Annotated in this window: 17 protein-coding genes; 7 read left to right on the top strand and 10 right to left on the bottom strand. The window is 74.6% G+C overall.

Going from position 1 to position 19,500, the window contains the following annotated elements; genetic code table 11:
* Positions 1–61 precede the first annotated feature (61 nt).
* The gene (locus ABZ990_RS14845; protein WP_361230765.1) at positions 62–1,288 is read right to left on the bottom strand and encodes a PLP-dependent transferase; all 1,227 of its coding nucleotides are present in this window, start codon (positions 1,286–1,288) and stop codon (positions 62–64) included.
* A gap of 60 nt (positions 1,289–1,348) precedes the next feature.
* Here ABZ990_RS14845 and ABZ990_RS14840 point away from each other — a divergent pair, with 60 nt between their 5' ends.
* From ABZ990_RS14840 to ABZ990_RS14830, 3 genes are all read left to right on the top strand, one after another.
* Entirely contained in the window at positions 1,349–1,900 is a 552-nt protein-coding gene (locus ABZ990_RS14840) for an Lrp/AsnC family transcriptional regulator (RefSeq protein ID WP_361230763.1), read from the top strand.
* A gap of 4 nt (positions 1,901–1,904) precedes the next feature.
* Positions 1,905–3,662 (top strand): DUF885 domain-containing protein, encoded by a 1,758-nt coding sequence (locus ABZ990_RS14835; protein ID WP_361230761.1) that lies wholly within the window; start codon positions 1,905–1,907, stop codon positions 3,660–3,662.
* 104 nt (positions 3,663–3,766) lie between these two features.
* The gene (locus ABZ990_RS14830; protein ID WP_361230759.1) at positions 3,767–4,216 is read left to right on the top strand and encodes a hypothetical protein; all 450 of its coding nucleotides are present in this window, start codon (positions 3,767–3,769) and stop codon (positions 4,214–4,216) included.
* Between the two features lie 38 nt (positions 4,217–4,254).
* On the opposite strand, the gene ABZ990_RS14825 is transcribed toward ABZ990_RS14830, so the two are convergent.
* The 4 genes from ABZ990_RS14825 to ABZ990_RS14810 are packed head-to-tail and all read right to left on the bottom strand — an operon-like array spanning position 4,255 to position 9,449.
* Positions 4,255–7,422 carry an SMC family ATPase gene (locus tag ABZ990_RS14825; RefSeq protein WP_361230757.1) on the bottom strand — a complete coding sequence of 1,056 codons (3,168 nt, stop codon included), beginning with the start codon at positions 7,420–7,422 and terminating at the stop codon, positions 4,255–4,257.
* A complete protein-coding gene (locus ABZ990_RS14820; RefSeq protein WP_361230755.1) occupies positions 7,419–8,588 on the bottom strand; it encodes an exonuclease SbcCD subunit D in 1,170 nt (389 codons plus the stop codon). The genes ABZ990_RS14825 and ABZ990_RS14820 overlap by 4 nt, the downstream gene beginning before the upstream one ends.
* Positions 8,589–8,599: 11 nt before the next feature.
* A complete protein-coding gene (locus ABZ990_RS14815) occupies positions 8,600–8,830 on the bottom strand; it encodes a hypothetical protein (protein WP_361230753.1) in 231 nt (76 codons plus the stop codon).
* Entirely contained in the window at positions 8,823–9,449 is a 627-nt protein-coding gene (locus tag ABZ990_RS14810; RefSeq protein ID WP_361230751.1) for a YigZ family protein, read from the bottom strand. The genes ABZ990_RS14815 and ABZ990_RS14810 overlap by 8 nt, the downstream gene beginning before the upstream one ends.
* 152 nt (positions 9,450–9,601) lie before the next feature.
* Between ABZ990_RS14810 and ABZ990_RS14805 the strand changes: the two genes are divergently transcribed.
* Positions 9,602–10,030: a CoA-binding protein gene (locus ABZ990_RS14805; RefSeq protein WP_361230749.1), complete on the top strand. Its 429-nt coding sequence runs from the start codon at positions 9,602–9,604 to the stop codon at positions 10,028–10,030.
* 124 nt (positions 10,031–10,154) lie between these two features.
* On the opposite strand, the gene ABZ990_RS14800 is transcribed toward ABZ990_RS14805, so the two are convergent.
* Entirely contained in the window at positions 10,155–10,727 is a 573-nt protein-coding gene (locus tag ABZ990_RS14800; RefSeq protein ID WP_361230747.1) for an XRE family transcriptional regulator, read from the bottom strand.
* A gap of 261 nt (positions 10,728–10,988) precedes the next feature.
* Positions 10,989–11,756, bottom strand: coding sequence for an acyltransferase (locus ABZ990_RS14795; protein ID WP_361230745.1), 768 nt, complete (start codon positions 11,754–11,756; stop codon positions 10,989–10,991).
* A 189-nt stretch (positions 11,757–11,945) separates the two neighbouring features.
* Between ABZ990_RS14795 and ABZ990_RS14790 the strand changes: the two genes are divergently transcribed.
* The gene (locus ABZ990_RS14790) at positions 11,946–12,485 is read left to right on the top strand and encodes a gamma carbonic anhydrase family protein (RefSeq protein WP_361230742.1); all 540 of its coding nucleotides are present in this window, start codon (positions 11,946–11,948) and stop codon (positions 12,483–12,485) included.
* A gap of 109 nt (positions 12,486–12,594) precedes the next feature.
* Here ABZ990_RS14790 and ABZ990_RS14785 read toward each other — a convergent pair whose 3' ends face one another.
* The 3 genes from ABZ990_RS14785 to ABZ990_RS14775 all read right to left on the bottom strand — a co-directional run bounded on the left by ABZ990_RS14785 (position 12,595) and on the right by ABZ990_RS14775 (position 16,860).
* Positions 12,595–13,284 carry a DedA family protein gene (locus ABZ990_RS14785; RefSeq protein WP_361230739.1) on the bottom strand — a complete coding sequence of 230 codons (690 nt, stop codon included), beginning with the start codon at positions 13,282–13,284 and terminating at the stop codon, positions 12,595–12,597.
* A 47-nt stretch (positions 13,285–13,331) separates the two neighbouring features.
* On the bottom strand, positions 13,332–16,076 hold the full coding sequence (locus tag ABZ990_RS14780) for a glycoside hydrolase family 3 C-terminal domain-containing protein (protein WP_361230737.1): 2,745 nt from the start codon (positions 16,074–16,076) through the stop codon (positions 13,332–13,334).
* A 331-nt stretch (positions 16,077–16,407) separates the two neighbouring features.
* A complete protein-coding gene (locus tag ABZ990_RS14775) occupies positions 16,408–16,860 on the bottom strand; it encodes a DUF4442 domain-containing protein (RefSeq protein WP_361230734.1) in 453 nt (150 codons plus the stop codon).
* Positions 16,861–16,955: 95 nt separating this feature from the next.
* Between ABZ990_RS14775 and ABZ990_RS14770 the strand changes: the two genes are divergently transcribed.
* Both ABZ990_RS14770 and ABZ990_RS14765 read left to right on the top strand, forming a co-directional pair.
* Complete coding sequence (locus ABZ990_RS14770) at positions 16,956–18,119, top strand: hypothetical protein (protein WP_361230731.1); 1,164 nt, start codon at positions 16,956–16,958, stop codon at positions 18,117–18,119.
* Positions 18,116–19,417: an MFS transporter gene (locus ABZ990_RS14765; RefSeq protein WP_361230728.1), complete on the top strand. Its 1,302-nt coding sequence runs from the start codon at positions 18,116–18,118 to the stop codon at positions 19,415–19,417. The genes ABZ990_RS14770 and ABZ990_RS14765 overlap by 4 nt, the downstream gene beginning before the upstream one ends.
* Positions 19,418–19,500: the final 83 nt, after the last annotated feature.

The following is a 19,500-nucleotide window of genomic DNA, read 5'->3' as shown; positions in this document are numbered from 1 at the left end:
GGAAGGAGTACGGAAGGGGCACGGAAGGGGCACGGAAGGGGGTACGGAAGGGGGTACGGAATCAGACGCCCACGGTCTCCGCCCGGTACGGGGAGCCCGCCCCCTCCGCCGCCTCGCCGGGCATCGCGCCCAGGGCCTGGGACAGATCGCTCCACAGGTCCTCGACGTCCTCCAGACCGACCGACATCCGCAGCAGCCGGTCGCCGATCCCGTGCTCGTGCCGGTCGCCGGCGTCCACGATGCGGTGGCTGATCGAGGCCGGGTGCTGGATCAGGGTGTCGACGCTGCCGAGACTGACCGCCGGGGTGACGAGCCGGACCCCGGCGATCACCTCGTGCGGGTCGCCGTACGTCTCGAAGGCGATCATCGCGCCACCGATGCTCGGGTAGTGCACCCGCGCGATCCTCGGATCGGCGGCGAGTCGGCGGACCAGTTCGGCCGCCGTCGCCGAGGCCGCCCGCACCCGTACCGGAAGCGTCGACAGACCCCGCAGCAGCAGATATCCGGCGAGCGGGTGGAGCACCCCGCCGGTGGCGAACCGCACCTGGCGCAGCGGCCCGGCCAGTTCCTCGTCGCAGGCGACGACCCCGCCCATGACGTCGCCGTGCCCGCCCAGGTACTTGGTGGCGCTGTGCAGCACCATCCGGGCGCCCAGCTCGATCGGCCGCTGGAGGACCGGGGTCGCGAAGGTGTTGTCGACGAGCAGCGGCACCGAGCCGCAGGAGTCGGCGAGGGCCCGGATGTCGACCTCGGCGAGGGTCGGATTGGCGGGCGTCTCGACCATCACCAGACCGGTGTCGGGCCGGATGGCACCGGCGACGCCGGCCGGATCGGTCCAGGTGACCTCGGTGCCGAGCAGCCCGGAATTCAGCAGGTGATCGCTGCATCCGTAGAGCGGGCGGACGGCGACGACATGCCGCAGACCGAGGCTCGCCCGGCTGAGCAGGACGGCGCTGAGCGCGGCCATGCCGCTGGCGAACGCGACCGAGGACTCCGCACCCTCCAGACGGGCGAGGGCGGTCTCGAAACGGTCCGTCGTCGGGTTGCCGAGCCGGGCGTAGACCGGCGAACCCTCCGGCAGGGCGCCGCAGGTGGCGAACGCGTCGATACGGGCGGCCTCCTCCCGGGCGTCGTGCGACGGGTAGGTGGTGGACAGATCGAGCGGTGGTGCGTGCAGCCCCAGTTCCGCGAGGTCGTCGCGGCCGGCGTGCACGGCTTCGGTGGCCAGGGCCCGGATGGGGGCGGCGGCCGACGGAGAGGAGGCGAAGGCGTCCATGGAGGTGTCCATGCGCGGAACTGTGAACGAAAACCGGCCGGTAGTGGCCAAATCCCGTGCTACGTTCGGCCGATGGCCGATTCTGTCGTACTGGACACGGTCGATCTGCACATTCTTCGCCTCCTGCAGAACGACGCCCGGACCACCTATCGGGCGCTCGCCGCCGAGGTCGGAGTCGCCGCCTCCACCTGTCTGGACCGAGTGACCCGGCTGCGCCGCACCGGAGTGGTTCTCGGGCACCGGCTACAACTGAATCCGGCCAAACTCGGCCGGGGCCTGGAGGCACTGCTCCTCGTCCAGGTACGCCCGCACCGGCGCGAGTTGATCGGTCCGTTCGTGGAACGGATCAGGGCCCTGCCGGAGTCCCGGGCGCTGTTCCATCTCACCGGTCCGGACGACTATTTGATCCATGTGGCCGTGGCGGACCCCGCCGACCTGCAACGACTGGTGCTCGACGAGTTCACGTCACGGCGCGAGGTGGCCCGGGTGGAGACCCGGCTGATCTTCCAGCAGTGGGAGTGCGGTCCGCTGCTGCCGCCCGTCCCCGGTGCTCATTTGTCAGCCGACTCGCTTCGCGGGAGATCGTCCGAGGGTGACGCGGCAACGACGAACGGGCCAGGATGAGTTCATGCCAGAGACTTCCCGCATCGTGCTCCCCCGCCAGGTCGCCGACGACTACGTCGACGCGCTCATCGAACTCGACCCGATCACCGGAACCTATCTGGGAGTCCGGGAGAGCGCGGGTCGGCTGCCCGACTTCTCCCCCGCCGGCCAGGAGGCCCTGGCCACGCTCGCCCGGCGCACCCTGGAGCGGCTCGACGAGGCCGAGCGGCACCCCGGCGCCGAGGAGGAGGCGGAACGGCGCTGCGCCCGGCTGCTGCGGGAGCGGCTGACGGCCCAGCTCCTCGTCCACGACGCGGACGAGAACCTGTGCACGGTGAGCAATCTGCGCTCCCCCGCGCACAGTGTGCGGATCTCCTTCACCGTGATGCCGACGGCGACCGCGGCGGACTGGGCGGCCGTCGCCGCCCGGCTGCGCGCGGTTCCGGCGGCACTCGACGGCTATCGGGAGTCGCTGGCGCTCGGTCTGGAACGGGGCATGCGGGGCGGGCCGCGGGCCACGGGGACCTTTGTCGAGCAGCTCACCGAGTGGGCGGGCGAGGCGGGCCCCCAGGGAGAGGGGGCCGGCCGGGGCTGGTTCACGGCCTTCGCGAGCGAGGCCGGCGCCCCGGACGAGGGTGGCGCGAGCGGTGGCGGCGCGGGCGAGGCCGTACCCGAGGAGCTGCGCCGGGAGCTGGCCGCGGCGGGGGCGGCCGCCGACCGGGCGGTCGTCGCCCTGCGCGACTGGATGCGGGACGTGTACGCCCCGGCCGTGGCCGACGCGCCCGACACCGTCGGCCGGGAGCGCTACCGGCGCTGGTCGCGCTTCTTCAACGGCACCGACCTGGACCTCGATCTGGCGTACGCGTACGGCTGGTCCGAGTACCACCGGCTGCTCGGCGAGATGCGGCACGAGGCCGAGCGGATCCTGCCCGGGGCCGACCCGTGGCAGGCGCTGGCCCACCTCGACGAGCACGGCGCGCATATCGAGGGCGTGGCCGAGGTGCGGGAGTGGCTGCAGCGCCTGATGGACGAGGCGATCGAGGCGCTCGACGGCACCCACTTCGAACTGGCCGAGCGGGTACGGCGGGTGGAGTCGCGGATCGCCCCGCCGGGCGGCGCGGCGGCCCCGTACTACACCGGCCCCTCCGAGGACTTCTCCCGCCCCGGCCGCACCTGGCTGCCGGTGGACGGGCAGTCCCGCTTCCCGGTGTACGACCTGGTGTCCACCTGGTACCACGAGGGCGTCCCGGGCCATCACCTCCAGCTCGCGCAGTGGGCGCACGTGGCCGACCGGCTGTCCCGGTACCAGGCGACGGTCGGGAAGATCAGCGCCAACACCGAGGGCTGGGCGCTGTACGCGGAGCGGCTGATGGACGAGCTGGGCTTCCTGAAGGACCCGGAGCGGCGGCTCGGCTACCTGGACGCGCAGATGATGCGGGCGTGCCGGGTGATCGTGGACATCGGCATGCACCTGGGCCTGGAGATCCCGGCGGACTCCCCGTTCCGGCCGGGCGAGCGGTGGACTCCGGAGCTGGCCCAGGAGTTCTTCCAGCGGCACAGCAGCCGGCCGCCGGCGTTCGTGGAGAGCGAGATGACCCGCTATCTGTCGATGCCGGGGCAGGCGATCGGCTACAAGCTCGGCGAGCGCGCCTGGCTGCTCGGCCGCGCCAACGCGCGGGCCGCGCACGGCGACGCGTTCGACGCGAAGGCCTGGCACATGGCGGCGCTGTCGCAGGGGCCGCTGGGGCTCGACGACCTGGTGGAAGAGATCTCGAAGCTCTGATCGGGCGACGGGACTTGAGGAAGCCGGAACGCGCGGCCCGGGCGGGCGACGGGCCGGGCCGGTGACGAACCGGCTTGGCCGGCACGTCCGTTGGAGGGCGGTTCATGGTCTCCGCGCGTTTCACGGTGCGGCCGGGCCAGGGTGGCGCGAGCGGTTTCGACCTGGGCGACATGACCGTCACCGGGGATCTCGGCACGGTGGAATCGGCCGGCCGGGTCCCCGACCAGAGCATGATGATCCATCTGTCGGCCGTGCTGCTGCTCGACGGCCTGGCCGCGTTCCTCCGCGACGGCACCCGCGCGTTCCGTTTCGCCGCCGCCGACAGCTCATTCGGTCTGACCGTGCGACGGTCGAAGGGCGGGGTGTCGGTCGCCGGGGAGAAGGGGGTCGTCGCCTGGACGACGGCCGGGGAACTCGCCTCCGCCGTGCTGGACGCGGCGGAGGCGCTGGGCAGGGAGCATCCCCTTCCCGCGGACGATCCGGTCGCGGGCGACCTGGCAGCCGCTCTCGCCGGCTTCCGCCCCCTCGTCCCGGCCGGAAGAGGAAGACGGTAGGGACGGCCGGCGGCCGGACCGGGGTGCGCGGGGCGGGCTCAGACGCCCCGCTGCCGCACCGCCGAGCCGTTCCGTTCCTTGACGACCTCCAGCTGCGCGTGGACCCGGCGGCGCAGGTCGGCGACATGGCTGACGATGCCGACGCTGCGGTCGCGTTCCCGCAGGGAGTCGAGGACGTCGAGGACCTCGTCGAGGCTCTGGTCGTCGAGGCTGCCGAAGCCCTCGTCGATGAAGAGCGTGTCGAGCCGGACCCCGCCGGCCTCGTCGGTGACGACGTCGGCGAGGCCGAGGGCGAGGGCGAGGGAGGCGAAGAAGGTCTCGCCGCCGGAGAGGGTCGCGGTGTCGCGTTCGGCGCCGGTCCAGGCGTCGACCACGTGCAGACCGAGCCCGGCGCGCCGGCCGCCGCTGCGGGCGTCGGAGTGGACCAGGGTGTAGCGGCCGGCGGACATCCGCCGCAGCCGGGCGGTGGCGGCGGCCGCGACCTGTTCGAGGCGGGCGGCGAGCACGTACGACTCCAGGCGCATCCGGCGCTCGTTCTCCGCCGAGGTGCCGGCGGTGAGGGTGGCGAGCCGGGCCACCCGTTCGTACTCCTCGCGCAGCGGTCCGAGGCGGCGGACCTCGGTGTCGGCGTCCCTGGACAGCCGGGACAGCGCGGTCTCCCGCTCGCGTGCGGCGGCGAGCCCGGTGGCGGCCTCGCGCAGGGCGCGTTCGGCGGTGGTGTACGCGGCCCCGGCGGCGGCCGGGTCGGCGGGCGGCAGCGCGGCGGCGGCAGCGGTCGCGGGTTCGGCGAGCCGGTCGGCGACGGCGGCGGCCTCGGCCCGCCAGGCATCGACGCGCTGCTGGAGGGTGCGCCGGACGGACTCGTCGAGCAGCACGCCGGCGGCCTGGGCCGGGGTGTCGAACCCGGCCTTGAACGCGGCGTGGGCCAGCCGGTCGTCGGCTTCCTTCAGGCCCCGGGCGGTGTTCTCGGCCGCCCGTACCGCCCCGGCCGCCTCGGCCAGCCGGGCGACCCACCGTTCCAGGAGCGCGGCCTGGGCGGCGACGCTGCCGGCCCGGCCCCGGGTGCGGTCCAACTCCTCGGCCAGGACGGCCTGTTCGCGCTCCAGCGCCTCGCGCCGGGAGGTCCGGGCGGCGGCCCGCCGCTCGGCCTCGCGCTGGGCTCCGGAGCGCTGCTCGTACTCGTACTCCGCCCGGGCCAGGGCCTCCCGTACGGCATGGGTACGGGAGGCGACGGCATGGGCCTCCCCGTGCGCCCGCGCCAGCGCGTCCGCATCGCGTGCGAGAGCGGCGACGGACGGGTCCCCGGAAGCGGTGTCCCCGGAGGTGGTGCCCCCGGACGCGGGGCCGTCGGATGCGGGATCGGCGGCGGCGCCGACCGGGCCGGTGCCCGCCCGGGCCTGCTGGCGCGCGGCCTCCCATGCCTCCGACGTGGCGGCGGCGGCCGTCTCGGCCCGCGTACGGAACTCGTCGGCGCGGGTGTACGCGGCCTGGGCGGCGTCCTCGGCGGCGCGGTCGACCTGGCCGACGGTGGCGCGGGCCGGCTCGGGGTGGTCCGGGGAGCCGCAGACCTGGCAGGGCGCGCCGGGGACGAGGCCGACGGCGAGTTCGGCCGCGATGCCGCGCAGTCGGCGGGCCTTGACGTCGAGCCAGCGTTCATGGGCCTCGTTGCGCCGCTCGCGGGCCCCGGTCAGGCGCTCGCGTGCGACGGCGAGTTCGGCGGCCAGGTCGTCGCGGCGGCGGGCGGCGGCGAGCCGGTGGCGCGCGGGCTGAAGCCGGCCGGCGAGCTGTTCGGCGCGGGCGGCGGCCTCCTGGGCGGCCTCGACGTCCCGCCGGAGCGCGGCGCGGCGCGGCTCCCAGCCGGCCAGCCAGCCGGCGTCGTCCTCGGCGGACTCCTCCGCGGCGCGGGCCTCCCGGTCGAGGGCCGCGCGCTCGGCGGTGATCTCGTCGTACCGGCGCTCGGTGCGGCGGGCGGACTCCAGGCCGGCGAGCCGGGCGCGCAGGCGCTGTTCGGCGGCGGTGAGCTGTTCGGCTCCGGCGTCGGCGAGCGCGGCGGGCGTGAGCGGGCCGGAAGCGCGGTCGGGGGCGCGGTCAGGGGTACGGCCGACGGCCTGGCCGGTGTCGGCCGCGAGCCCGACGAGCCGCGCCCTGGCCTGGTCGCGGGCTTCGGCGGCGGTGCGGTGGGCGCGCTCGGCGTGCTCGCGCAGGGCCAGTGCCGGGGCGACCCGTTCGGCGTCCCGGGAACGGTCCAGGGTGGTCTGCCACTGGTCGCGCTGGGGGCGACGGGCGGCGAGCTCGGCCTGACGGCGCAGGGCCTCGGCGTGCCGCGCCTGCCGGTCGGCATGGGTGCGGGCGGCGTCGAGGGCGGTGCGGGCGGCGTCCTGGCGTCCTTCGGCGGCGGCGAGCCGCAGCCGGGCGATGTCGAGGGCCTCACGGGCCTCGCTGCGGGCGAGGGCGGCGCGGGTCTGGACGGCGTCGGCGAGGCCCGGTTCGCCGGGACGCTGCTCGACGGGGGCCGCGCCCGGCAAGGCCGGGCCGGCGGCCTGGGCCATCCGGTGGGCGAGGGCGAGCAGCCGTTCGTCGCCCTCGCCGACCTGGCGGGCGGCGCGCTGGCGCAGTTCGGCGAGGCGTTCCTCGACGGCGGCGAAGCGGCGGGTGTCGAAGAGCCGGCCGAGGAGTTTGCCGCGGGCCTCGGCGTCGGCGCGCAGGAAGCGGGCGAAGTCGCCCTGCGGCAGCAGGACCACCTGGCAGAACTGGTCCCGGCTCATGCCGAGCAGCGTGCCGATCTCCTCGCCGATCTCCTGGTGGGAGCGGCTGAGCGCCCGCCATTCGCCCGCCCCCGCGTCGTACTCCCGCAGCCACGACTGGGCCTTCTCCGAGGTGAACCCGGTGCCGCGCTTCTTGGGGCGCGGCTGGGCGGGGCGGCGGGTGATCTCCAGGCGCCGCTCGCCCACGGTGAGTTCGAGGAGGACCTCGGTGGGGGTGCCGGCCTCGGCGTGGTCGCTGCGCAGGCTGGTGCCGGGGCTCTGGCGGGCACCCGGGACGGCTCCGTACAGCGCGAAGCAGACCGCGTCGAGAACGGAGGTCTTGCCCGCGCCGGTGGGCCCGTGCAGGAGAAAGAGCCCGGCCGACGACAGGGCGTCGAAATCGACTTCCTGGGCGGTGGCGAACGGCCCGAACGCGGTGACCCGCAGACGGTGGAGTCTCATCGGCCCGCCTCCCGCTCGGCGGTGTCCACCCGGACGTCGTCGAAGGCGGCGGTCAGGACGGCGCGCTCGGCGCCGTCGGGTCCGGCGCCGCCGCGGACGTGGGCCACGAAGTCCTCCGCGATCTGCTGGTCGCTGCGGTCGCGCAGCCGGTCGGCGTAGGAGACGAGCGGGTCGTCGTCGGTGCGGTCGGGGTCGAAGACCAGATGGAGGGTGTGCGGGAAGCGGGCGGTGAGCCGGGCCATCGGGTCGGCGGGCCGTACGGGGTCGGTCAGGGTCGCTTCCACCCAGGCGTCCTCGTGCCGGGTCAGGTCGGGGTCGGCGAGCAGGTCGTCGAGCCGGCCGCGGACGCGGGCGAGCGGCCGGGGCACGGGGCAGTCGATCCGTTCGGCGTCGTCGATCGCGCCGTCGGCGCCGAGGTCGATCAGCCACATGGTCTTGCGGTGGGCGGTCTCGGAGAAGGAGTACGCGAGCGGGGAGCCGGAGTAGCGGATCCCGGGCGCGAGGGTCTGGCTGCCGTGCAGATGGCCGAGGGCCACGTAGTCCACGCCGTCGAAGACCCCGGCGGGCACGGCGGCGACGCCCCCCACGGTGATGTCGCGTTCGCTGTCGCTCGGCTCGCCGCCGGCGACGAAGGCGTGCGCGAGGACGACGGAACGGGTGCCGGCGGGGCGGGCCGCGAGATCGGCGCGCACCCGGTCCATGGCGGCGGCGAGCACGGCCTCGTGACCGGCCCGGGCGGCGCCCAGCTGTGCGCGGACCAGGGCGGGTTCGAGGTAGGGCAGGCCGTAGAAGGCGACGTCGCCGTGGCGGTCGGCGAGGACGACGGGGGTGCCGGCGCCCGCCGGGTCGGTGCGCAGATGGATGCCGGCGCGGTCGAGGAGTCCGGCGCCGACGCCGAGCCGGCGGGCCGAGTCGTGGTTGCCGGAGATCATCACCGTGGGCACCCCGGCGTCGGCGAGCCGGTGCAGGGCGGTGTCGAAGAGCTCGACGGCGGCGAGCGGCGGTACCGCCCGGTCGTAGACGTCGCCGGCGACCAGGACGGCGTCCACCTCGCGCTCCCGCACGGTCGCCACCAGGTGGTCGAGGAACGCGGCCTGGGCATCGAGCAGGGCGACCCGGTGGAACGAGCGTCCCAGGTGCCAGTCCGACGTGTGCAGAATCCTCATGACGGGCGAGCCTAGCGGTGGGGTACGACAACGCCCGCCGCGAAGCCGTTCACCGGGGCGGCCACGGGGCCGGCCGCGGCCCCGGCCGACCGGTGATCCGGCTCACGAATCGGGTCGGGAGCCGGGTCGGGGGTCAGGTCGGGAGCCAGGCCGGGAGCCGGATCGGGAGCCAGATCGGGGGCCAGGCCGGGAGCCGGATCGGGAGCCAGATCGGGGGCCAGGTCGGAAGCCGGCTCAGGCATCCCCGTACGCCTCGCCGCCCAGTTCGAGGGTGGCCTCGCCGGCGGTCGCGTCGGCGAGCCAGGCGGTGAACTGCGGCACGTCCGCGTCGGGCAGCCCGATCTCCAGGGTGACCTCGGCCCCGTACGCGACCCCGATCACCTGCCGGCCGGTGGACCGCAGATCGTTCTCCAACTTGCCGGCGCGCTGGTGGTCGACGGTGACGGTGACGAGCCGGTAGCGCCGCCGGGTGACGGTGCCGAGCGCGTCCAGGGCCTCGCCGACGACCCCGCCGTAGGCCCGGATGAGGCCGCCGGCGCCCAGCTTCACCCCGCCGTAGTAGCGGGTGACGACGGCGGCGACGTACCGCATCTCGCGCCGCGTCAGCATCTGGAGCATCGGCACTCCGGCGGTGCCGCCGGGCTCGCCGTCGTCCGACGCCTTCTGTACAGAGGCGTCGGCGCCGATGACGTACGCGAAGCAGTTGTGGGTGGCCGTCGGGTGCTCGCGGCGGATCCGGGCGACGAACGCCTGCGCCTCCTCCTCGGAGGCGACGGGCGCCAGCGCGCAGATGAAGCGCGAACGGTTGATCTCGGTCTCGTGGACGCCCTCGACGGCGAGCGTGCGGTACTGCTCCTGCATCCCGCCAGCCTATGCGCCCCGGCCGGCGGATCCCGCCGCCGGTCGGGCGCCGGGCTCCGGGAGGCGGCGGGAATGACCGAGGGTCACGGAGTGTTCACGTGGGCGACCGGTGGTTTCACCGGGTGTCACCGCGGCAGGGAAGGCAGCGTCACATGAGCGTGGAGAGCGGGAGCGCCGAGGCCGAGGCGGAGACCGTCCGCAGGATCCTCACCGAGAGCGGGGACACCTGGGCGGTCGTGGGGCTTTCCGACAACCCCGCGCGGGCCGCGTACGGGGTGGCGAAGGTCCTCCAGCGGTTCGGGAAGCGGATCGTCCCGGTGCACCCGAAGGCGGAGACGGTCCACGGGGAGCGGGGGTACGCGTCGCTGGCGGACGTCCCGTTCCCGGTGGACGTCGTCGACGTCTTCGTGAACAGCGACCTGGCAGGCGGGATCGCGGACGAGGCCGTGGCGATCGGCGCGAAGGCGGTCTGGTTCCAGCTCGGTGTGATCGACACGGAGGCGTACGCGCGGACGCGGAAGGCGGGCCTGGAGATGGTCATGGACCACTGCCCCGCCATCGAGATCCCGAAGCTGGGCTGACCGGCCGCCGGGGCCCGGCGTCGCCCGGGCCCGGGGCCCCGGGCGAAGGAGCGCGTGCGGCACAGCGGGGTACGGGGTACGCGGGCGGCTCGGCGTACGCGCGCGGTGCGACCGTGCGGGCGGTTCAGCGTACGGGCGGGAGCGAGACGGCCAGGGTCATCTCGGCCGGCTCCGTCCCGTCGTTGCGGTAGGCGTGCGACGCGTTGCCCGCGAAGGCGGCGGAGGTGCCGGCCGGCACGGTGTGCTCCTCGCCGTCGACGACGAGGGTGAGGGTCCCGGCCGTGACGTGGAGGAGTTCGGCGGTGCCCTCGGGATGGGGGTCCGAGGCGCTGCCGTCGCCCGGCATCAGGGTCCAGTGCCACAGCTCCAGCGGGCCGCGGGCCTCGGTGCCGACGAGCAGGGTGCCGGCGCTTCCGGCGTCGGTGGACCACATCCGCACGGCCTGGTCCGGCGGGGCGAGGCGGACCCGGGGGCCCTGCTCGTGGTCGAGCAGGGTGGTGATCGGGACGCCGAGCGCGTCGGCCAGTTTGACGGTGGTGCCGACGCTGGGGTTGGTGCGGGCCTGCTCGATCTGGATGATCATGCCGCGGCTGACCCCGGCCCGGGCGGCGAGGGTGTCCAGGGTGAAGCCCCGGTCGTTGCGCCAGCGCCGGAGGTTGCGGGCGAGCGACTGGGTGAGCTGGTCGAGGTCCGACACGTTCCGTCCCCTACGGTGGATGACCGGGTCCAACAGACTGCACTACGGTGCGGTGCACCGGATTGTGCACTGCACTGTACTGGGGTGCGCCCCCGGCGCCGGCCGGTCCGCGCCGGGCCATCCGGCCGGCCGCCTTGGCCCGATCGGCCGCCACCGCCCGACCGCGCCCGCCACCGCCCGGGCGCCGACCCTTCGCCGTCGGTCCCGCGCCGCCGTACCTCCGCTGCCGGCCGTCGGTCGGCAGCCGTCCGCCGTCCGCCGTCAGCTCTCCAGTTCGGCCAGGGACGTGAGCTCCTCGGGCCCGAGCCCGGCGAGCGCCGCCAGCTGCTCCGCGGTCATCCCGGCCGGGATGGGCCGGGGCGCGGGCGTGCGCAGCGGCGGCTGCCAGCCCTTCTCCGGGTCGTAGGAGCGGACGACCTTCGCGGGCGCGCCCGCGACCACCGCGTGGTCGGGGACCTCGCCGCGGACGACCGCTCCGGCGGCGACCACGACGTTCCGGCCGATCCGGGCGCCGGGCAGGATGACCGCGCCGGTGCCGAGCCAGCAGCCGGGGCCTATGACGACCGGCTCCGAGCGGGGCCACTGCCGGCCGATGGGGACGTCGGGGTCGTCGTAACTGTGGTTGGTCGAGGTGATGTAGACGTACGGCCCGCAGTAGGTGTCCGAGCCGATGGTGATGGGCGCCTCGGCGATGACATGGCTGCCCCGGCCGAGGACCACGCCGTCGCCGAGGGTCAACAGGGTGTCCGTGCCGAGGTCGAGGTCGGGCAGCATGCCGGCGGTCAGGGTGACCTGCTCGGCGATGATGCAGCAGGCGCCCATCTCGATCCAGCGTTCGCCGAAGACGGTGCCCTGCGGGAAGGCGAGCCGGGTGCCCTCGCCGATCCGGCGGAAATCCAGCCGCCCGGGCTGCTCGGCGGTGACGGCGCCCGCCTGCTGGACCCAGCGCCAACCCCCTTGCAGGGCGCGGGCGACGGCACGGCGTCGCCAGGCGGTCAAAGACGAGAACGTGTTTCTGTTCCGGGGCACCCGGACACCGTAGTCGGCGGCGTCGGCGCTGATCACCGGGGTGCCCTGTGATGTCCGTCATGGGTGGGGCCGGGGGCCACCGGACATGCCCTAGGGTGCGCGGGCACGAGGCGTGAGGCGCGACCCGCGGCACGACTTCGGGAACGACTTCGGATTCAGACTTCAGACTTCAGACTTCAGGAGCGAACGATGGCGGACAGGTCAGGGGCGTTGATCAAGGGTGTGGGCGGCAAGGAGCCGCGGATCGATCCGACCGCCTTCACGGCGCCGACCTCGGTGGTGCTCGGCGACGTCGCGCTCGGGGCGCGCGCCGGGATCTGGTACCACGCGGTGCTGCGCGCGGACTGCGGTCCGATCGAGATCGGCGAGGACTCCAATGTGCAGGACAACTGCACCGTTCATGTGGATCCGGGTTTTCCCGTACGGATCGGCGCGCGGGTGACGATCGGTCACAACGCGACCGTGCACGGCTGCGTCGTCGAGGACGATGTGCTGATCGGCATGGGGGCCACGGTCCTGAACGGTGCCCGGATCGGGGCCGGTTCGCTGGTGGCGGCGCAGGCGCTGGTCCCGCAGGGGATGGAGGTGCCGCCGGGGTCGCTGGTCGCGGGGGTTCCGGCGAAGGTGCGCCGTCCGCTGACGGAGGAGGAGCGGGCCGGGATCCGGCTCAACGCCGAGATGTATCTGCACCTCGCCAAGGTCCACGGCGAGGCATTCGCCGGCGAGTAGGCACCGGGGGCGCGAAACGGAAGGCCGGGGCGGTACGGAGACGGGGCCCCGGGCTCGTACCCAGGGCCCCGTCTTCGAGGTTTCGTGCCGTTCCCGCCGGATCGGCGGGTCAGTTCCCGGCGGCTTCGGCGGCCGGGCCGCCGCCAGTCCCGCCCGTCCCGCCGGCCTCCGCCGCCGTCCGCGCGGATGCCTCGGCGGCGGCCTTCTTGGCCCGGTTCTTCAGGATGAGCAGCGAGCCGAGGCCGATGAGGACCGCGAGCACCAGGCCCAGCCAGGAGAAGCGCTTGAGCCACGCCTCGGCGACGACGCCCACCGTGTAGATGACGGCCGTGGTGCCGCCCGCCCACAGCACACCGCCGAAGACGTTGGCGATCAGGAACTTCCAGTAGGGCATGCGCAGCACGCCCGCCAGCGGCCCGGCGAAGATCCGCAGCAGGGCGACGAAGCGGCCGAAGAAGACCGCCCACATGCCCCACTTCTCGAAGGAGCGCTCGGCGAGGCCGACATTGGCCTCGCTGAAGTGTTTCGGGAACTTCTTGCCCAGCTTGGTGAGCAGGGGCCGGCCGCCCTTGCGGCCGATGGCGTAGCCGATCGAGTCGCCGACGACGGCGCCGACGGTGGCGCAGGCACCGAGGACGTACGGGTTGATGTGGCCGTGCTGGGAGGCCAGCAGGGCGGAACTGACGAGGACGATCTCGCCGGGCAGCGGGATGCCCAGGCTCTCCAGCCCGATCACCAACCCGACCAGCGCGTAGACGGCGACCGCGGGGATCGTCTCCAGCCATTCCTGGACGTGCACGCGCGTTCCTCTCCCGTGGGCGCGACCGACTCGGGCAGCCTACCCGGTCAGGGCGTACGCACGACGGCCCGCGCCCGCAGGACCAGGTCGCGGGCGGACGCCCCGACCGCGATCTCCCGCGCCCCGGTGCCCAGTGTCCAGCGGTGGCGGACCTCGTCCCAGGAGGAGAGGGTGCGGGCGGCGACCGGGACGGTGATCCGGCGCCGCTCGCCGGGGGCCAGCCGGAGCCGCTGGTAGCCGGCGAGCAGCCGGCGCGGCTGGTCGATGCCGAGGCCGGCGAGGTCCGGTGACGGTCCGACGTACACCTGGGGGACGTCGGTCCCCGCGCGGGCCCCGGTGTTGACGACGGTGAAGGAGACGCGGAGGCCGCCGGGTTCGGGCGCGGGGGCGACGGCCAGGCCCTCGTAGCGGAAGGTGGTGTACGACAGGCCGTGGCCGAAGGGGAAGAGCGGGGTGACGTCCTCGGCGTCGTACCAGCGGTATCCGATGTGGACGCCCTCGCCGTACCGTTCGACGCCGTTCTTGCCGGGGTAGCGGGCGGGGTCGCCGGCGGTGGGGTGGGCGTCGTCGGAGCGCGGGAAGGTCTGGGTGAGCCGGCCGCCGGGGTCGGCGTCGCCGAAGAGCACGGCGGCGGTGGCCGGACCGCCTTCCTGGCCCGGGTAGTACATCTGGAGCACCGCCGCGGTGTCCGCGAGCCAGGGCATGGTGACGGCGGAGGAGGTGTTGAGGACCACGGTGGTCCGGGGATTGGCGGCGGCCACCGCCTCGATCAGGGCCTCCTGACGGCCGGGCAGGGCGAGCCCGGTGCGGTCGCGGCCCTCGGTGGCGTCCTCGTAGGCGAAGAGGACGACGCTGTGGGCGGCGCGGGCGGCGGCGGTCGCCTCGGCGAGGTCGGCGGCGCGGGTGACCGGGTCGGCGGCGCGCAGCCGGAAGAGCTGTCCGTCGGTGCCGCCGTCGGCGGTGACGGTGAGCCGGTGGGTGCCGGCGGCGAGCCGGCGTTCGGCGCGGCGCAGGCCGAGGCCGTCGGCGGCGTTGCCGCCGAGGCCGCCGTTGAAGAACTCTCCGACGCCTTCCCGGGTGGGGAAGAGTTCGCTGCCGTCGAGGGTCACGGTGGGGCGGGTGCCGGAGTAGTGGACGAAGAAGCTCCAGTCGCCGTCCGCCGTGGTGGTGAGGGTGCCCTCGTAGCGGTGGGTCCCGCCGGCGGCGACCCGGACGGCGTCGAGGTCCGGGGCGGGCCGGAAGCCGGCGCCGGTGGCGGTCAGGGGTTTGCCGTAGGGGTCTTCCCCGAGGGCGTAGGTGACGGTCGCGCCGTCACCGGCGCGGGCGCGCAGGGCGTCGAGCGGGCTGACGGCGGCGTCCGGGACGACATGGGCGCTGCCGCCGCCGCTGACGAACGGCACCCGGCCGGTGGGGCCGATGACGGCGAGGGAGCGGGCGGCGGGGCCGGTGAGCGGGAGCGCCCGGTTCTCGTTGCGCAGCAGGGTGGCACCGGCGAGGGCCACGCGCAGCGCGAGCCGGGCCCCGGCGGCGGCGTCACGCGCGGGGCGGGTGGTGGCGGTGACTGTGGCTGTGGCTGTGGCTGTGGCGATCCGGGGCCCGGTACCGGTGGCCGTCGCGTCCGCGGCCTCGGTCCGGATATCGGTCCGGGTTTCGGTCCCGGTCCCGGTTTCGTTCTCGGCTTCGGTTTCGGCGGCGCCGGGGGCGGGGCCACCGCCTTCCCGCTCCGGGTCGAGTGCGCCGAAGCGTTCGCGTACGGTCAGCAGCCTGCGTACCGCGGTGTCGACGTCCGCCTCGTCGATCCGCCCCTCGCGGACGGCGTCCGCGAGCGAGGCGCCGAAGTGCTCGCCGCCCGGCATCTCCAGGTCGCAGCCGGCGGTGAGCGCGCCGGCGGTGTGGACGGCTTCCCAGTCGCTCGTCACCCAGCCGTCGAAGCCCCACCGGCCGCGCAGCAGGTCGGTGAGAAGCGCCCGATTCTCGGTCGCGTGGACCCCGTCGACCTTGTTGTACGCGGCCATGACGGAGCCGGCGCCGGCGGCGACGGCGGCCTCGAAGCCGCGCAGTTCGGTCTCGTGCAGGGTCTGCTCGCCGGCCCGGACGTCGACCGTCGTCCGGTCGCGCTCCTGGTTGTTGAGGGCGAGGTGCTTGACGGTGGCGATCAGTCCCTCGGCCTGGATGCCGCGGATCTCCTCGGCGACCAGGTCGGCGCAGAGCAGCGGGTCCTCGGAGAAGGTCTCGAAGTTCCGGCCGCCGTACGGGGTGCGGATGAGGTTGACCATGGGCGCGAGGAGCACGTCCTGGCCGAGGGCGCGGCCCTCGCGCCCGACGATCCGCCCGTACGCGCGGGCGAGGCCGGGGTCGAAGGCGGCGGCGAGCATCACGGGCGCGGGCAGGGCGGTGGCGTGCGCGCGGACCCGGATCCCGGCGGGGCCGTCGGCGAGCCGGAGGGGCGGGATGCCGAGGCGGGGGACGCCGGGCACGTAACCGGCCTGGCCGAGGTTCTCGGGGTCGGTGGCACCGTGCAGCAGCGCGGTCTTCTCGTCGAGGGTGAGGCGGGCGAGGAGTTCGGCGACGCGTTCGCTCGCGCGGGTCCTCGCGGGCAGGTCACCGGGGCCCCGGGGGCGGCCGGCGGCCGGGGCCGCACCGGCCGGAGCGGAAGCGGAAGCGGAAACGGCGGTCAGGGCCGCCGCGCCCGCGAGGGTGTGCAGCAGCCGGCGCCGGGGGATCCGGCGGGACGCGGCGGGCCGGTCCCCCGGCGACGGCTCCGGCTGCTGGGGGGCGGGGGCATGGGACACGGCGGCGCTCCTTCGGACCGGCACGATGCCTGCGATCGCACGTCGACCGCACTATGCGTGACGATTCGTCCGTTTTCGCGCCGCCGTGCCGGGCGCGGCCCCGTCCGGGCCGTCACCCGGGCGGGCGGCCACCCAGCCGAGCCGCGAGGCCCGGTGGGCGGGAGCCCGGTGTGCGGGCCCGGTGGGTGCGGGCCTTGGGGGTACGGGCCTTGGGGGTGCGGGCCTCAGGGGTACGGCCGCACGCCGGGCCCCGTACCCCGTACCCGCACCCGCACCCGTCCCCCACGTCCGCGTCCGGAGCCCCCATCAGGAACCCGCCCCCGTATCCCCGTCAGGCGTTCGGGCGCAGGGTCCACAGGACGGTCATCTCGCCGGTGACGGCGCCGTCCTCGCGCGTGATGTCGATCCGTACCGGGAACTCGGGGCGCTGCCCCGCGTCGAGCTCGGCGACGACCTCGGCGGCCGGGCGGCCCAGGGTCGCGGTGGCGGTGACGACGCCCATGGCGAGCTTCTTGTACGCGATCTCGGCCTTGACGGCCAGCGGCACCGCGCGCTTCAGCTGGTCACCGAAGGCGGCCAGGACGATGGCGCCGCTCGCGGACTCGGCGAGGGTGAACATGGCGCCGGCGTGCGGGCCGCCCACGTGGTTGTGGTAGGCGGCCTGGTCCGGCAGACGGACCACGGCGCGCTCGGCGGTGGTCTCCAGGAACTCGAGGTCGAGGGTCTTGGCCATCGGCACCGTGGCGGCGAGCATCTCGCCGACGGACATCTGTTCTGCGCTCATGGGCCGTGATGTTACCCACGAGTAGTCAGCCAGGGCCATACCTCGCCAGGGGCGGCCGTAGCCCGCCTCCCGTCGGGCATCTATCGTTACTGGCCATGTGGCCAGGACAGCAGCCGCCCGGGGGCGAGCAGAACCCGCAGGACCAGAGTCAGAACCCGTACGCGCAGCCGGGACCGCAGCCCGGCTACGGTGCGCCGAACCAGCAGCCGGGCCAGCAGCCGGGCCCGTACCAGCAGCCGGGCCAGCCGGGCGGTTACGGCCAGCCGAACCCGTACCAGCAGCCGGGACCGCAGCCCGGCTACGGCCAGCCCGGCGGTTACGGGCAGCCCGGTGGTTACGACCAGCAGAACCCGTACCAGCAGCCGACCATGCCGGCCGGCCAGTACGCGGTGCCCGCCCCGGCCCAGTTCGGCGGCGGCGACGGCAACGGCGGCAATGGCGGCGACGGCAAGAAGAAGCAGACCACCGTGGTGGCGATCGTCGCCGCCGTGGCGGTGCTCGCCGCGGCGGGCGTGGCCGGCTACCTGGTCCTCGGCAAGGACGACGACAAGAAGAACCAGGCCGACGACCCCAAGGCACCGGCGACCGCCTCCGCGCAGCCCTCCTCCCCGGCGTCCCCGTCGCTGGACAACCCCCGTTCCGGGGCGTCCGTCCAGCCGACGATCCCCGGTTGGAAGGTCGTCTACAACCCCAAGCGCGGCACACTGTTCGACGTCCCGCCGGAGTGGGAGGTCTCCAAGCCGGGGATGTCCACGTACTTCGAGGACGAGGAGAAGGGCGACGGCTCCCCCGTCGTCACCATGTCCTCGCCCGCGCACCTCAAGAGCAACTGGTGCACGTACGACACCAACAAGGACGGCACCGAGGAGACCTGGGGCCTCAGCACCGCCGGCACCAAGGGCGGCCAGGGCGCCAAGAACACCGACGAGGCCGCGTACAACGAGGCCGGCAACTGGGTCTGGGCCGGCTACGCCCAGCACATGCCCAAGGGCACCATCAAGATCACCAAGGCCGAGCCGTACACCACCGCGTCCGGCCTCCAGGGCAGCATGGCCACCGCCGTCGCCCCCGGCATCAAGAAGCGCAACAAGTGCGAGTCGGACGGCAAGTCCCTCGCCTTCTCCTTCAAGAACGCCAACGGCGACTACTCCTCCTTCGTGATCTACGCCGCCAAGGGCGTGAACGAGGAGCTGCCCGACGCCACGATCAAGAAGATCCTCTCCACCGTGCGACTGGCTCCGAGCGCCCCGCAGTCGTGATCCGTTCCCGCAGACCCGACTGGGCCGGCCGGAACTATCTGCTGCTGACCGCCGCCGCGATCGTCACCAACCTCGGCACCCACGGCGCCCTGATCGCGGCGGCGTTCGCCGTCATCCAGTCCGGCGGTGACGGCGGTGACGTGGGCCTGGTGGCGATGGCCCGCACCCTGCCCCTGGTGCTCTTCCTCCTCGTCGGCGGCGCGATCGCCGACCGGGTGCCCCGGCACCGGGTGATGGTCGCCGCCAACGCGCTCAACTTCGTCTCGCAGGCCGTCTTCGCCGTACTCGTGCTCACCGACGAGGCCCGGCTGTGGCACATGATGCTGCTGACCGCGCTGTGCGGCACCGGGCAGGCGTTCTTCAGCCCGGCCGCCGAGGGCATGCTGATGTCCAGCGTCAGCGGCGAGCAGGTCAGCCGCGCCTTCGCGCTCTTCCGGATGGCCATGCACGGCGCCGGAATCGGCGGGGCGGCGCTCGGCGGCGCGCTGATCGCGGCCTTCGGGCCGGGCTGGGTGCTGGCCATCGACGCGGCGGCGTTCGCGGTGGCGGGCGGACTGCGCGCCTTCCTCGACGTCCGGCACATCCCCGCCCGCGCGCCGGGCGGCGGGCTGCTCGCCGATCTGCGCGAGGGCTGGGACGAGTTCGTCGGCCGCCCCTGGCTGTGGGCGATCGTCGCCCAGTTCTCGGTGGTGGTCGCGCTGATCGGCGCGGCCGAGTCGGTGTACGGGCCGCTGGTCGCCCGCGACCACCTGGGCGGCGCCCGGCCCTGGGGCCTCGCGCTCGCCGCGTTCGGGGTCGGCACCCTGTGCGGCGCGTTCCTGATGGCCCGGTGGAAGCCGCGCCGGATGCTGTTCGTGGGCACCCTGTGCGTCTTCCCGATCGCGCTGCCCTCGGCGGCGCTCGCGGTGCCGCTCGACGTGCTCGGACTGTCCGTCGCGATGTTCGTCAGCGGGGTCGCGATCGAGGTGTTCGGCGTCTCCTGGATGACGGCGATGCACCAGGAGATCCCCGAGGAGAAGCTGTCCCGGGTCTCCGCCTACGACTGGTTCGGTTCGACGGCGATGCTGCCGCTGTCCACGGCGCTGGCCGGCCCCGCCGAGCAGGTGTTCGGCCGGAGCACCGCGCTGTGGGGCTCCGTGACGATCATCATCGTGGTCACGGCGCTGGTGCTGCTCGTGCCGGACGTACGGAACCTGACGCGCCGTCCCGCGACGACGAAGACGGTGACGGGCTCGGACGGCGAGGCGGTCCGGAGCGAGGAGACGCGAGGCGAGGAGACGCCGGCCCAGCGGTCGTGACCGCCGAGCGCCGAGCGTTGAGCGCCGGGGGGCCGAGCGCCTGGGACCGGCCGGGTCCGGGTCCGGGTACGGGGACGAGGCGG

Origin of the sequence: Streptomyces sp. NPDC046203 (genome assembly GCF_040646255.1) — a bacterium.
GTDB lineage: Bacteria > Actinomycetota > Actinomycetes > Streptomycetales > Streptomycetaceae > Streptomyces.
The sequence above is the reverse complement of the archived record's forward strand: the minus strand, read 5'-3'. Positions and strand labels throughout refer to the sequence as shown.

Excerpts from the sequence above, each read along its gene's own strand:
- ABZ990_RS14835 (WP_361230761.1), top strand. The coding sequence starts at position 1,905 with ATGCCAGAGACTTCCCGCATCGTGCTCCCCCGCCAGGTCGCCGACGAC.
- ABZ990_RS14815 (WP_361230753.1), bottom strand. The coding sequence starts at position 8,830 with ATGCCTGAGCCGGCTTCCGACCTGGCCCCCGATCTGGCTCCCGATCCG.
- ABZ990_RS14825 (WP_361230757.1), bottom strand. The coding sequence starts at position 7,422 with ATGAGACTCCACCGTCTGCGGGTCACCGCGTTCGGGCCGTTCGCCACC.
- ABZ990_RS14830 (WP_361230759.1), top strand. The coding sequence starts at position 3,767 with ATGGTCTCCGCGCGTTTCACGGTGCGGCCGGGCCAGGGTGGCGCGAGC.
- ABZ990_RS14845 (WP_361230765.1), bottom strand. The coding sequence starts at position 1,288 with ATGGACACCTCCATGGACGCCTTCGCCTCCTCTCCGTCGGCCGCCGCC.
- ABZ990_RS14810 (WP_361230751.1), bottom strand. The coding sequence starts at position 9,449 with ATGCAGGAGCAGTACCGCACGCTCGCCGTCGAGGGCGTCCACGAGACC.
- ABZ990_RS14790 (WP_361230742.1), top strand. The coding sequence starts at position 11,946 with ATGGCGGACAGGTCAGGGGCGTTGATCAAGGGTGTGGGCGGCAAGGAG.
- ABZ990_RS14805 (WP_361230749.1), top strand. The coding sequence starts at position 9,602 with ATGAGCGTGGAGAGCGGGAGCGCCGAGGCCGAGGCGGAGACCGTCCGC.
- ABZ990_RS14820 (WP_361230755.1), bottom strand. The coding sequence starts at position 8,588 with ATGAGGATTCTGCACACGTCGGACTGGCACCTGGGACGCTCGTTCCAC.
- ABZ990_RS14840 (WP_361230763.1), top strand. The coding sequence starts at position 1,349 with ATGGCCGATTCTGTCGTACTGGACACGGTCGATCTGCACATTCTTCGC.
- ABZ990_RS14770 (WP_361230731.1), top strand. The coding sequence starts at position 16,956 with ATGTGGCCAGGACAGCAGCCGCCCGGGGGCGAGCAGAACCCGCAGGAC.
- ABZ990_RS14775 (WP_361230734.1), bottom strand. The coding sequence starts at position 16,860 with ATGAGCGCAGAACAGATGTCCGTCGGCGAGATGCTCGCCGCCACGGTG.